Here is a 14,206-nt window from a genome sequence, read left to right as displayed (position 1 = left end):
CATAGCTGATATCTATATTTACAATGCAATTATCATGCCAACTTCGAATTACTTCGTCAGCAAACTTTTTCGCGACCAAGATCCCGCTAAAAATAATAAAGGATTCTCACTTAGAATGGCGAGAATCCCTTAAATTATTTAAGCACTATTTGGTTATTTAGTTATAATTTGGTCTTTTAATAAAAGCATTCCTTTGTCTTGATGATATTATAAATCATATCATTATAGGGTACTGCTATATTTAGCTCTCTACCTAATGTGATGATTACATGAGTGAGACTATCTATTTCGGTTATATTTTTTTTCTCTATATCTTGAAGCGTAGAAGATCTGTGGTCATAAGTCGAGGGAATTAGTTTTTCATAAAATTCCTTTTTGTAGCTTTCTGCACTTTCCCAATAGGTACTATAGCCTGCTGCTATCATAACTTGAAATATCTCATCAATGATTTTATTCATGATGTATGTCGAATAACTAGTTTCAGTTAGTTTCCCATAGTTGACATTAAAAATCGCACCCATTGGATTTAATGTACAGTTGTAAAGCATTTTAGCCCAGAGAGCCTTGCCAATTTCTTCAGTAACCTCGCAAGGTATTCCTCCATCATTAATTCCTTTGGCAAGAGGAAGGATACAATCAAGACTATTTCCATACAAACTTCCGATCAGAATAGGTGCTGCATGTACTGTGACTTCACTTATGTTTAATTCCGGACGGGTAAACCCTGTAATAACACGTGCGGAGTAAATCTGTTGTTTATCGAAGTATTTCAGGAAGACCTCATCATTGCCAAAACCATTTTGAAATAAAACAATCTTGCCAGAAGCCTTTAGAATACGTTTATTGCGCCCTAATTCTTCAGCTATTTCTGCAGAAATTGTAGTCTTTGTGCAGACAAGGACGAAGTCATATTCACCTTTTTCTATAGACTGAAGTTTTTCATAGATCTTAACTTTTCCAGCAGGGATTATGATATGCTGAAATAAACCTTTTCTGACGATACCATTCTTCTCCACAGCGTTTTTAGTTTTTCCTTTGGCAACAAGTTCTAAGTCCCAACCCACATCACTTAAGGAAGCGCCTATTGCAAGCCCTACTGCTCCTGAACCGATTAGAAGTGCTTTCATACTATCTACCACTCTTTTCAAAAAAATATTATCGTTCTCTACAAACATATCCTTAAATTAAATGAATGTAAACAAGCCTACCCCATTTTACCTACTTAATATTTTACCAGCCCTATCAATTCCGCCTTACTCCCATTACCATAATTTAACAACTTGGACACAACCCATTGGTCAAAAGGTAACAATAGACCTAAACAACCAATTTGACAAACTTATCGACAAGCATGGGATCAAACTGAATTCCTTTGAATCTGACGATTTCTGCCAGAGCAATTTCTTTGGACAGGGCTTTTCTATAGGGTCGATTATTTGTCATCGCATCAAAAGTATCGACAATTGAAAGTATCCTGCTTTGTAACGGAATTTCCTCGCCCTTTAATTTAAAGGGATAACCATTACCATCCCACCATTCATGATGCTTGAGGATCCAATCCGAAATATGCGCGAGGTTCGGCGAGGATTCGGCAATAAGATAGCCGATTTCGGTATGCCGATTCATTTCGATCTTTTCTTCTTCAGTAAGCCTTCCGGGTTTAAAAAGTGTTCTATCAGGTATTCCAACCTTCCCTATATCGTGGAATTGGGCAAAGAGACGCATGTCCTCAATCTCATTTTTCGACATACCCACAGCTTCGGCCAGCTTGCCTGATAATTCCTGCATCCTGTCGCCATGACCTTCGGTGATAAAATCGCGGACTTCCAGCATTTTGGTAATAATATCAATATTTTTACTCTTCTCACTCTGCCGGTGATGTAGTTTTTCACGGTACATCATATTATCCGCCGCCTTAAACAATTCTCTTAAATCCTTTTGTTCACCATTTCCAACAGCATAACCCAGGGAAATGCTTAAGGGTATAATACTCTCATCAGAATTTATTTTATTAAGTAAATTCTCCATTTTAATCCCTAGGACTGACAGTTCATTAATAGCTGTGTGTTTAATTAATACGGCAAACTCATCTCCACCAATCCTGGCAACGATAGCTTCTTGACCAAAACACTCACACAAAATATTTGCCGCTTTTTTTAAATAGTCATCACCTACAACATGACCAAGAGTATCGTTGACCAATTTCAATCCGTCAATATCGCAAATGACAATACCAATTCCTGTAGTAGCTTCATTACGGTATTTATTCAATTTGTGTTCAAAATAGGTTCTGTTATAAAGACCTGTTGAAGCATCATGGATACTCATGTTATAAAATCTAATCTCTGATTCCTTACGGCGAGAAATATCTCTAACAACTGCCAGTACCTTATCCTCCCCGCATAAAACAAGTCGCGCTTCAAAAAAAGTCTCCTGGCATAATTTTCGAGTAGAGAACTCCAAGGTTTGGATTTCACCAGTCTCAAAAAGTTTTTCTATATTCCGGAAAACACGCTCAGCATTATGTTCCCCAACATTGTCCAAGTCCTTGATATTTTTACCCAAAAAACCTCCCTGCAAATGAGAGGGAATAATGGTATTTTCTAAATAATTATCAATTATATTTCCCTTACGATCCAATAAGAAAAACATGTCAGGCATAACCTTTAAAAATGCACTAAGTCTAGTTTCACTTTCTCTTAAGGCCTTTTCTGAATTTTTTCTATCGGTTATATCAACAAGTGTAATAATAACCTTAGACAATCTACCTGATTCATCGAACTCTGGTTCATTATCTCCCATGGTCCATCGAACACTACCATTGTCAGGATTTCGGATTCCAATAATTTGTTCGCGTGAAGGTTTGTTTGTAGAAATCACTTTGATTAGCGGAAGTTCTTTCAGAGTTAATTTCTGACCATCCTCGTTTATGTAATGCTTAATAACCTCTTCAAGCGCTACTTTGGGAGGATGATCAATGAGGGATTGTTTCATGACAGATTGGGGTTTGTCCTCAAAATTTATAGGGCTTGCCAATTCGAAAAACTTCCTATTGCTTACCAGCATCTCCCCTTCAGGAGAAAACACAGCTACACCCACATGAAGATTAACTAGAAGTGTTTCAATCTTTTCATCACAATCTTCAAGCTTATCAAACGAATCAGTAGTCTTGGTCTTTAGTTTCTTCTGAAGGCCCAAATTCTGCATAAACAAAATTACAGCTACGGATGCGGTCAGCAACAAAGTACCAAGCAATGTGAACTCGTTAACATTAAGGTTTATAATGGCTTTTTGTGAGAATACATAAAACAGCAATAGGGAGATCCAAAACAACTGAAATATACTTCGAATTGACTTAGTCAATATTACCTCACTCCTCTAAATCTATAAAGAAATATGTTTCGTTTAATTCAAAATCCGTTGTTCACTTAACTATATTTGCACGCACTTTATTCTAATATAATTCTACAATTTTCTATAAATTCCTTCAATTATGTATAAAAACCACTGTGCAACAACTTTCACGTCAACCCTCATTTCATAATAGTATCTCCAGCGCACTTCAACCCCTGTCTTGAAGAGATCATGGATGACGAGAAGGGTCCTTCCAAAATGGACGAAAAGTTATACGTTCTGACTAGTAAAAAGAAAGGCAGCGGTTCATTTATGTGAACCGCTGCCTTTGACAATATATTCCTCGCTATTCTCCACTAAGCTTCAAGATCTCCCGATGATATTGGGAAAGGAAAACTGGTTATAATTTTTCCGCAATACCTGTTTTCTCATTGAACTCTTCAATCAGTTTATCTAGTTCCGGCCCCATCTGATGCAACTTACCCCAGTAATTATCATAATCGTACCACTGGGCATTCAGTTCATCCAGATCATACTCTTGTTGTTCAATCCAAGTGTAGTACTTGAGATTATGAATGCGCTTTTTGCTCTGGTACGTCAACTCTTCCATACTGTCAGTCCTAACGCCCAAAACATTGCGATTATGATCAATGGCAGCATTTAGAGGGTTGTAGACTTGGCCTCGTTCTTCTTCCATTTCTTGCAGTCTCGACTGATACATTTCTGCAGAATCCGTTAGGACAGTAATAACAATATCATCTTCCGTTAACTCATAGTATTTAGCGAATTTGATGCAGGATAAGATGTTGGCAGCTCCGGAAATCCCCACCCATGTAAGCTTAGTAATGACCTCTTCAGAAATTCCTTGTTCTCTCAGATAGTCCTGTCCAGCGGGTTCATTAAAGAGACGGAACATACCTAGGCTATCATTATCATCGATGGCGATTACCATATCTGTATTTTTCACATTGTGAATCCAAGGGATATGTTTATCACCGATTCCTTCAATTCTATGATCACCAAATCCATTGTTCAGTAAGGTTGGGCACTGTAAGGCTTCACCCACAGCAATTTTGGCTTTGGGGAATTGATCTTTCAAATAGTCAGCACTTCCGAGTGTACCAGCGGAACCTGAGGTTAAACATACCCCTGCAAGTCGGCCATTGGCACCCGCTTCGGCTTTAATAATATCATGCATCGCATTACCTGTGACTTCGTAATGCCACAAATGATTACCTAGTTCCCCAAACTGATTAAAGATCACCACATTGTCGCGGGTTCGGCGTAGTTCCCAGGTTTTATCATAAATTTCTTTCACATTACTTTCACAGCCAGGCGTTGCAATTATTTCTCCGGCGACGGTCTTCAGCCATTCAAAACGCTCTCGACTCATATTCTCCGGTAAAATAGCAATTGATTTACAGCCTAATAAGGCCGAATTATACGCTCCGCCACGGCAGTAGTTGCCGGTTGAAGGCCAAACAGCTTCATGATATTTCGGATCAAATTGTCCCGTCACTAAACGAGGAACTAAGCACGCAAAACTCGCTCCAACCTTATGAGCCCCAGTTGGGAAATACTTACCGGCCATAGCAATAATTCTAGCTTTAACCCCGGAAATTTCAGGAGGAATTTCAACATAGTTAGGTAAGGCATTGAATAATCCGCCTTCTTTAACTGGTTGGTTTCGCCAAGATATTCTAAACAAGTTAATTGGGTCTACGTCCCATAAACCAGTCGTCTTCAATTTTTCCTTAATCTTGGCAGGGATCTTGTCAGGATCTTTCATCTGAGCCATGGTTGGAATAACAACGTTTCTTTCTTTAACGCTCTGCACAGTTTTTTTAAGCTGCTCTTCATTAATGGTTAAATTAATCAAGTTACTCATTCAAGCTACCTCCAATATCGATGCACGAGGTTCGAGGTTCGAGGCTCGAAGCTCGAAGCTCGAACCTCGTGCATCGCACTCATTCTCCGTTTTTCGTACTTGGTCCCTATTTCTATTGTCTCCGTCTTTAGCGCATTAAGCATCGCTTGGCTCTCCGACTCATGTGCCACGTGATTGTGGCTCAATCGTCGCTCGTTGCCTCAAAGCATTGCACCTCACGCATCGAAGTTTGCGCATCGTATTAGCTCTTCCAGCGAGGGCGCAACTTTAATGGGTTCACCTGCAGCGGTTATGGCATTTTTGACGTCTTTTAAACCATTTCCTGTCACAATGGCCACTACTTTTTCGTCTGCTCCAATAAGTCCTTTTTCCACCATTAATTTAAGGCCGGCCATGCCCGTTACGCCGGCAGGTTCACCGAAAATGCCACTTGTTCTGCCCAGTTGGCGCATAGCCTCTAAGATAGCTTCATCCGGTACAGCCACCATCAACCCATTCGACTCCCTGACAGCCCGCAAAGCCTTATCTGGATTACGTGGCACGCCGACTGCAATACTATCCGCTAACGTGTTCTCTTCAGCCGGACGCCAGGGACGATCTTCCAGGAAAGCATCAACCAGTGGACTGCATCCTGTGGACTGGACGCCTAAGACTTTGGGCAAACGATCGATCCACCCAGCCAAGTAGAGATCCTTGAAACCTTTCCAAACCCCAGCAATTGTGCACCCATCACCGACGGAAAGAGCCACCCAATCAGGCACTTCCCAATTTAATTGCTCGGCAATTTCCAAGGCAACCGTCTTCTTCCCTTCGACCAAGTAAGGGTTAATCGCTGCGTTTCGATTATACCAGCCCCAGCGCTCAATAGCCTCTGCAGAAAGTCTGAAGGCATCTTCGTAGGACCCTTGGACACTGATAACCGTTGCGCCAAAGATCAGCAATTGGGCGATCTTGCCTTGGGGAGCTCGACTCGGAACAAAAATAACACTCTTTAAGCCCATCGCAGCAGCGCTTCCAGCTAAAGATGAAGCCGCATTACCCGTCGAAGAACAGGCAACCGTTGGGGCCTTTTCCTCAACTGCCTTAACCACCGCAATAATCGAGGCCCGATCTTTCAGCGAAGCCGTTGGATTTTGTCCATCGTCTTTGACATAAAGGTTACTCATTCCTAAGCTCTTGGCCAAACCCGGCGGCTTATAAAGTGGGCTCCAGCCCACTCTAAGATGAGGGCGAGGAGACTCTGGGTGAATCGGAAGAAAAGGCAAATAACGAAAGATTGAAAAGTCTTTGGATTGAGTCAGTTGCTCACGCGACGTCATCCGATTAATCTCTTGATAGTCATATTCGACATCCATAATGCCGCCTTTTGAGCCACAAGATGGACAAGTATACATCCCCGCTGCTGCAGGAAATTCCTTATTACATTCAATACAACGCAGTCCCAACACATTCTTCAATGAAATCACCTCAAATTCTATTCCAGACGCCTTGTGCTAATTCACGTGAACGTTCCCCGATGGCTACTTCATCAATGTCGATGAGTTTTCTGTCCAGCATGCGTACTCGCCCATTGATCACCGTCGTTTCCACCGACCGTCCAGAGATCCCAAAAAGCAAATGTCCTGTCCAATTGTTGGAATTCAGTGGAGTTGGCGGCACATAATCCACAACAATAACATCTGCCCAAGCTCCAGCGACTAATTCCCCAAATTTTCCGCCAAAGAGTTCCGACGCAATCTCAGGGTTATTCCCATAAAGCATCTGGGGAACTTCGCCCCAGGCTACACTGGGATCAGCAACCGCATGCTTATGAAGTACATTCGCTACTTTACCACTCTCAAACATATCACAGGTATAGCCATCCGTTCCCAGCCCAACCTTAACTCCTTGACTCATCATTTTAAGAACGGGTGTTACGCCCACAGCATTTCCCATATTTGACTCCGGATTATGCACAACCTGGGTTTGCGAAGCCTTGAGTAGATCAATTTCGTGATCATCAATATGCACACAGTGCACGGCAATGGTTTTCGGTCCTAGAATCTTGAATTTTTCCAACCGTTCAACCACCCGCATACCGTGTTTGCTAACACAGTCCTGGACATCTTCGACTCCTTCAGCAACATGGACGTGAAATCCGGCCCCTTTACTGTTGGCTGCCTCACTGCAGGTTGCCAAGGTTTGATCGGATAAGGTTAACGAAGCGTGGAGTCCAAACATCCCCGCAACCATAGGATCAGGGTTAGCCTGACACGCTGTGATAAAGTCAACATTTTCTTTAATACCCTCTTGGGCAATCTTCTCACCATCCCGATCTGAGACCTCGTAGCAAAAAGCAGCGCGGACTCCGATTTCCTTGGCAGCCTTGGCGAGAGTCGATAAGCTTCCGGTAATAGCCATAGGGCTGGCATGATGGTCAATAATCGTTGTCGTCCCCGTTTTGATGCATTCAATTAATGGAGTTAAACCACTAAGATAAACATCATCAAGGGTCAATAACTTATCGAGTTTCCACCAGAGCCCTTCTAAAATATCTCCAAAGCTTTTAGGCGGTTTACTTTTGGAATCCATTCCTCGGGCGAAGGTGCTATAGAGATGCATATGGGTATTGATCATCCCCGGCATAATCAACTTGCCGTGAGCATCGATAAACTCCGCCTCTGGAAATCGCGCCTGCAAATCTTGAGTTGAACCGATTTCTTGAATCTTAGTATCTTGGATCAGGACGCCACCCTGTGGAATAACCTGATTACTTGTACCCAGGGTCAAAACGATACCATTTCCTATTAGAAGCATCTTTCACTCATCCTCTCTATATTAAAAAACTTTTTCTTAATCATACCCTAAGTAGTATCACCTAATGCACCCGTTCTCAAGTTGGTCGGACTAAAATTATGGCCTTTAAGGAACACATCGCTCGGCATAGACCACACCCAATGCACCTATTCATAGTTACCTGAGGCAATTCTTCCGCCATAGAAATCGCGTCGTGTCCGCCAGATCGACATGCTGTGGAACATATTCCACAGCCATCACAGACTTCTTTCCTAATATGGGCCACGAATTGGATGCCCCTCGGAAGCTGGGAATGTTCAACCAAATACGGCAAGGACCGTCCGATGACATCCGTCAAACTCTGGAAACCCATTTCCTTCATCCAGCCCGCTAAACCTTGAGTGAGGTCCCTGATGATTCCTATGCCGAAACGCAAAACAGCCGTACAAAGTTGCAAGGTACTGGCCCCCAGGAGCAGGAATTCAGCACCATCTTCCCATGTAGTGATCCCACCACTAGCAGCTATATCCAGATCTACTTTTTGTGCGATTTCAGCTGTACAACGCAAAGCAATCGGTTTCAAGGCCGGCCCGGAGAGTCCTCCATACGTTGATAACCCTGCCACATTGGGATAAGGAATCAAGGTCGACAGGTTAACTCCCGTAATACTCTTGATCGTATTTATAGCACACACACCATCCGCACCACTGCGTTCTACCGCCGCTGCCGTAGCCATTATATCGGAATCTTGTGCCGATAATTTGATGACCACAGGAACATTGCCAACTACTTCCTTAACCCAACGAGCGATTTGCTCAGTTCCGACGGGTTCTTGAACCATAGAACATAAACTCCACTCAGCTCCATGCGGACACCAAATACTACATTCAATAATATCTGCGCCCGCATCAACAAAGCGCTTAGCTAGCGATTGCCAATCTTCCCGCGTGCTCGCCATAATACTAGGAATCACAACTTTATTGGGAAATCGTTTTTTTAAGGCAACAATAATATGTTCAACATCCTCGACCGAATGTTCAGAAACGAGATCTATGTTTTGCAGACCTATAAAGGAGTTTCCCTGTTCAATACGCATGACTAAAGGGAAAACACGACTAACTATGCTGGAATCTACGGCAACGGTCTTTAATACTGCCCCAGCCCACCCAGCTTGGAAAGCCTGTATCAAAAGATCGAGATTATCAGTGCTGGGCGAAGGAGCTAAGACAAAGGGGTTCTCTAATTTTAATCCGCAAAACTTAACGGATAAATCGACGTTCATCTCCCAAAACCCCTTCGACATCAGGATTTTAAAATAAAGAAAGTTGCACTGCTACAGACGACGAAGACACTGTCTTCGCACGGGTTAAACCTTCTTGCAGCACTGTCTTCGCACGTATTAGGCTTCTTGCAGTATGTAACGAAGTTATTCTTTCTGATGAGTACTAGGAGAAAGGGTGGAAAAGGAGTCTCTTTCCCACCCAAGCTAATTACCCTTGTATACCGGCACTATCTTTGAGATCGTCCAAGTCTCCCGCACCTTTACCACCATTAAAGAAAGCATTGAGCAGAATAGCGGTAATTGAACCCAAGGTTATTCCACTATGCAAGATGGTCTGACTCCAATTTGGAAACATTTTAAAGAAATCAGGCGCTACCACGGGGATTAGGCCAATTCCGATACTAATAGCCACAATGAAAATGTTGTTAACGTTTTTCTCGTAATCGACTTTAGCGAGAGTCTTAATCCCACTGGCAGCCACAATTCCGAACATGGCAATTCCAGCACCACCGAGTACCGCATTAGGCAGGGAGGCAATAATAGTAGCTAGCTTAGGGAACAAGCCCATGACAACCAAAATTGCGCCAGAAACTGCGACAACGAAACGACTCTTCACACCCGTTAACCCTATCAAACCAACGTTTTGAGCAAACGCTGTGTAAGGGAACGCATTAAAGATACCACCGAGCGTGGTTGCTAAGCCATCCGCTCTCAAACCTGCCGTAAGTTCTTTTTCGCCGATCTTTTTATCGACCATCTCACCAATGGCCAGGAAGTCTCCAGTCGACTCAACCATAACAACCAACATAACTAGAATCATGGAGATAATGGCGCCGAGGTCAAACGTAGGATACCCGAAATGAAAAGGCATATCAATGCCTAACCAAGGTGCTGAGGCAACGCCCGAAAAGTTAACAATGCCTAGGGGGATGGCAATAATGAGTCCGACAATTAAACCGATCAAGACACCGATGTGAGCAATAAAACCTTTGAAAAATTTATTAACCATGAGTATGGTTATAAGCACTACAACCGCAACGGCTATAAATGTTAACGACCCATATTGTTTGTTTCCCACACCGCCTGCCGCCCAGTTCACACCAACGGGCAGAAGAGAAACCCCGATGATTGTGATGATACTTCCCGTAACAATGGGCGGAAAAAAGCGAATCATCTTACTAAAAAACGGTGCTAAAAGAAACGTAAATAAACCCGCAACAATGACTGACCCGAAGATCAAATCCATGCCGCCACTTTGGGCCATGAGAATCATAGGAGTTACAGCAGCAAAAGTGACCCCTTGGATGACCGGAATTTTGATTCCAATCTTCCAGATCCCTAAGGTTTGAAGGAGGGTAGCTATACCACAGGTAAACAAGTCTGCATTAATTAAATAAGCGGTCTGGGCTTGGGTTAAACCGGCAGCTCCTGCAATAATTAAAGGTACAGCAACTGCTCCAGCATACATTGCCAAGACGTGTTGTAATCCGTAAAGAAAAAGTTTCCCGGCAGGCAGCATCTCATCAACAGGTGCAACAGCGTTTTTTGTATTAGCCATTATTACTTTCCTCCTTATTATCACTGCGGTAAAATCAAACTGAGGCCTGAACCACCCCCTTATTAATCATTGTCCTCAAAAGAGGTCCTGCAACAAATTCAAGGCGTTTAACTTTCATGAGGAATTTCTCTTGCCTCTCTATCACTTTCAATAGCAATATTCGTGCCAAATCGACAAAATGACTAGGAATGCTGAATTGCAGGACTCTTCACACGATCCGATAACAATAACGAGGGATTAGAGAGATTAAAAGAACGTCACTCACTTAAACGATCATGTAATTTTAAACTCTATACAGATAAGCATAGTCTTTATAGACGGTCCATATAAAGGCCGCAATCTTATCATCAACCGGCACATTTGTTTTACCGAATTCGTCAAATTTCACTTTGACGATCTGCTCATCTAGGCGAAGCATAAATTCTCCTTCCGTGCCGTCACCTAAGAAATAAAAACCACTATTAGGACTATCCTGGAAATCTTTCTCAGTCCAGAAAAGAGTAAATTTAGCCTTGTACGGCTCACTGGAATACGGGCAGAAGGTCGCACAGTTTCCACAGACATTACACATCCCATCGACGTGCAGGATCTGATTCAAATTAGTTAAACCTTGGCCATTAACCGGAATCATCACATTGGCCCGATTTGGGCAGACCTCTGTACAGATATTACACACTTTATTACACTCTAAGCACCTGCTTGATTCCTGTTCCTGATCGCTGACTGGCTTCAGAACTGCTTTCTTTTGAGCAATTTCTAATAACTGATTTTCCTGATTAAAGGTGACCCGTGACGCAGCTTCTTGTTTAAACTCAAACTGCTCTTTTTCCAAAATAGCTTTGGCTACTTTCGTGCCATGTTTGGCAGCTCCGACCACTGTCCAGGGTCCAACGAGAGCATCTCCACCGATAAAGACATTTTCCACACTGGTTTCCAGCGTTTCTTCATTGACGCGGATTACTCCTTTATCGCTTACTTCGATTCCATTGTTCTTCAAGAGGTCATAATCAATCAGCTCTCCAATCGCCGACAAAACGGTATCGATCGGTAACTCTTCAAACACACCCTCTTTGGTCACAGGGCTTCTGCGCCCGGAAGCATCCGGTTGGCCCAGCTCCATGGCCTGGCATTTCAAGACACCCTCTGTCAGCGAAATCGGGGCAAGCAGTTCCTTGAAAATAACTCCATCTTTGACGGCATAAAGTAATTCTTCATGGTCTGCCGGCATGTAATCTTTCGTCCGGCGATAGACGATATAGACGTTCTCTACACCTTTGACTCGTAGTGCAGCACGAGCAGCATCCATAGCGGAATTGCCGCCTCCAACCACAGCCACGTTCTTCCCAAGTTGTAATGCATCCGGGTTGGCCTTAAAGGCCTCTAAGAAGGGAATCGCTCCCCTAACTCGCTTAGTTTCCCCTTTTAACTCCAGAACATTCGTCTTGCCCGCACCAATCGCTAGATAAATATACTGAAATCCTTTCGCTTTGTATGCCGCGACGGATACATTTGGATCAATCCCGAATTCAAACTTGACGCCCATTTTCTCGATAAGCTTACTGTCCTTACTAATTGCTTCTTTCGAGATCCTAAAGTCTGGAATCACATATTCGACCGTACCGCCAGCTTTCGCCCGTTTATCAAAAACAGTGACTTCCATACCTCCTTTGGCCAGGAAGTAGGCAGCAGCAAGTCCCGACGGACCAGCTCCAATTACGGCTACTTTAGCTGACGACTTAGGCTCGAGCGCAGAAATTTTCTGCATATATCCCTCATAACCTTTTTCTGCAGCCACCAATTTCTGCCCCCGGATATGCACTGACTCATCATAATCTAGACGAGTACACTTCGTCATGCAGTTATGAGTACAAATAGTTCCTGTAATGAAGGGGAATGGGTTTTTAGACACAATGACCTCGTATGCTTCTTCATATCGCCCTTCGCCAACTAAGCGAAGATACTCTGGAACATCCTGCTCAATGGGACACCCGACGGTACAAGGCGCAAGGAAACAATCGAGCAAAGGCAGTTTAAGTTCTGTTTTGCGATTGACGACATCTCTCTTTTCTTTGAGATGATTGGCATCGTCAAACGCACTCTCGGCCAGAGCTTTTAATTTTTCCATATCAAGTTTGCTAGACTGCTGATTAGCCATTAAAGGACTTAAAAGATCGGCCAGTTGTTTAAAGCGCATATAGGCACCAGGCTTAAGCAACGTTGTAGCCACAGTAATCGGCTGGATTCCCGTCTCAAAGATTCTTCCAATATTGAAAGCATCCGCTCCACCCGAATAGGAAATTTTGAGATCCCCATTGAACTGAGCAGCCAGCTTATAGGCTAGATTAATCGTCAAGGGATAAAGCGACCGACCGGACATATACATCTCCTCGCCCGGCAACTCTGATCGTCCAATCTTGACGGGCAAGGTGTTAGACATCTTGACCCCAAAGTCTTTTTGCTTCTCCGCAGCGAAAACTTTGAGACGTTTTAACATCTCAATGCCATCATTAAACTGGAGGTCATGCGTAAAGGATTCTTCTTTAAGTTGAATATAACGGTAACCCATTTTATCGAAAGTGTTCCTGACATACTCATAACCCAAAAGCGTTGGATTCATCTTCACAAACGTATGCAGTTTCTTTTCGCTGATTAAGTATTTGATAATCGCTTCGATTTCCGCCGGCGGACAACCATGCATGGTCGATAGGGTGATCGACGAACAGATATTTGGTGAAATCTGCTCGACATAAGCTCGGTCGATTTTCTCGAATTGGTTGACATTTTCAAGCAAAGAGGTAAGACACTCCTGAAAAACTGCTGTCCCCGAGGCATCTTTAAGCCCTTCAATGAATTGATCAACTTTAGAAGACTGAATCCCCTTCAGGTCATACCCCACACTCATGTTAAACATAAAACGTCGATCACTTTGGTTAAATAGCTCTTTCTGGAGAACGTGCAGAGCAAACCATGCTTTCACATACTCATTAAAAGCACCCATAATTGGAAGCTCCGTAGACCACTCCGTGTTATAACATTCATCCTCTGCCAGAATACAGGGCTTCGGAATTTCTAGCTCATCCATAATTTGGACCGATTTCAGTTCGAAGAAACGGCTGCCGCTTAGATAAGACGCGATAATATTTTGGGCCAGCTGAGTATGGGGACCTGCTGCGGGACCGACTGGCGTCTCCATAGTTTCTCCAAAGAGCTGAATGGCCTGGTCGTTCGTTTTATGGAAAAACTTCCCTTCAGATATCCCGAAAATAGTTCGAGTTCGTTTATATTCCTCGAACATCCAATTAACTAATTTCTTAAAGGGGATTGGGATCATCTTGTCACTCATCATATT

The 14,206-nt window shown here is 43.1% G+C and carries 8 protein-coding genes; all 8 read right to left on the bottom strand.

Translation table 11 applies throughout. The annotated features are described in order from the left end of the window. Window positions 1–176: 176 nt before the first annotated feature. A complete protein-coding gene (locus DSBG_RS09380; RefSeq protein WP_242877509.1) occupies window positions 177–1,139 on the bottom strand; it encodes a ketopantoate reductase family protein in 963 nt (320 codons plus the stop codon). 178 nt (window positions 1,140–1,317) lie between these two features. Continuing rightward, on the bottom strand, window positions 1,318–3,363 hold the full coding sequence (locus tag DSBG_RS09375; protein ID WP_068963875.1) for a sensor domain-containing diguanylate cyclase/phosphohydrolase: 2,046 nt from the start codon (window positions 3,361–3,363) through the stop codon (window positions 1,318–1,320). Between the two features lie 391 nt (window positions 3,364–3,754). After that, window positions 3,755–5,242, bottom strand: coding sequence for a pyridoxal-phosphate dependent enzyme (locus DSBG_RS09370; RefSeq protein WP_068963874.1), 1,488 nt, complete (start codon window positions 5,240–5,242; stop codon window positions 3,755–3,757). A 215-nt stretch (window positions 5,243–5,457) separates the two neighbouring features. Then, window positions 5,458–6,699 (bottom strand): threonine synthase, encoded by a 1,242-nt coding sequence (gene thrC, locus DSBG_RS09365; protein WP_068963873.1) that lies wholly within the window; start codon window positions 6,697–6,699, stop codon window positions 5,458–5,460. A 10-nt stretch (window positions 6,700–6,709) separates the two neighbouring features. Beyond that, window positions 6,710–8,038, bottom strand: coding sequence for a putative aminohydrolase SsnA (ssnA, locus tag DSBG_RS09360; RefSeq protein WP_068963872.1), 1,329 nt, complete (start codon window positions 8,036–8,038; stop codon window positions 6,710–6,712). 76 nt (window positions 8,039–8,114) lie between these two features. Beyond that, a complete protein-coding gene (gene preA / locus DSBG_RS09355; protein ID WP_068963871.1) occupies window positions 8,115–9,299 on the bottom strand; it encodes an NAD-dependent dihydropyrimidine dehydrogenase subunit PreA in 1,185 nt (394 codons plus the stop codon). A 208-nt stretch (window positions 9,300–9,507) separates the two neighbouring features. Beyond that, on the bottom strand, window positions 9,508–10,857 hold the full coding sequence (locus tag DSBG_RS09350) for a nucleobase:cation symporter-2 family protein (RefSeq protein WP_068963870.1): 1,350 nt from the start codon (window positions 10,855–10,857) through the stop codon (window positions 9,508–9,510). Window positions 10,858–11,140: 283 nt separating this feature from the next. Beyond that, the gene (gene ygfK, locus DSBG_RS09345; RefSeq protein ID WP_068963869.1) at window positions 11,141–14,203 is read right to left on the bottom strand and encodes a putative selenate reductase subunit YgfK; all 3,063 of its coding nucleotides are present in this window, start codon (window positions 14,201–14,203) and stop codon (window positions 11,141–11,143) included. Between the last annotated feature and the right edge of the window lie 3 nt (window positions 14,204–14,206).

The organism is Desulfosporosinus cupriresistens (assembly GCF_001707885.1).
In the GTDB taxonomy this organism is placed as follows: Bacteria; Bacillota; Desulfitobacteriia; order Desulfitobacteriales; family Desulfitobacteriaceae; genus Desulfosporosinus.
Note: the sequence above shows the minus strand (reverse complement) of the source record. Positions and strands in the feature narration are given on the sequence as shown.

What these genes read in the sequence shown, in the direction of transcription:
- ygfK (WP_068963869.1), bottom strand. Translation starts at nt 14,203, where the DNA reads ATGATGAGTGACAAGATGATCCCAATCCCCTTTAAGAAATTAGTTAAT.
- ssnA (WP_068963872.1), bottom strand. Translation starts at nt 8,038, where the DNA reads ATGCTTCTAATAGGAAATGGTATCGTTTTGACCCTGGGTACAAGTAAT.
- DSBG_RS09350 (WP_068963870.1), bottom strand. Translation starts at nt 10,857, where the DNA reads ATGGCTAATACAAAAAACGCTGTTGCACCTGTTGATGAGATGCTGCCT.
- DSBG_RS09370 (WP_068963874.1), bottom strand. Translation starts at nt 5,242, where the DNA reads ATGAGTAACTTGATTAATTTAACCATTAATGAAGAGCAGCTTAAAAAA.
- preA (WP_068963871.1), bottom strand. Translation starts at nt 9,299, where the DNA reads ATGAACGTCGATTTATCCGTTAAGTTTTGCGGATTAAAATTAGAGAAC.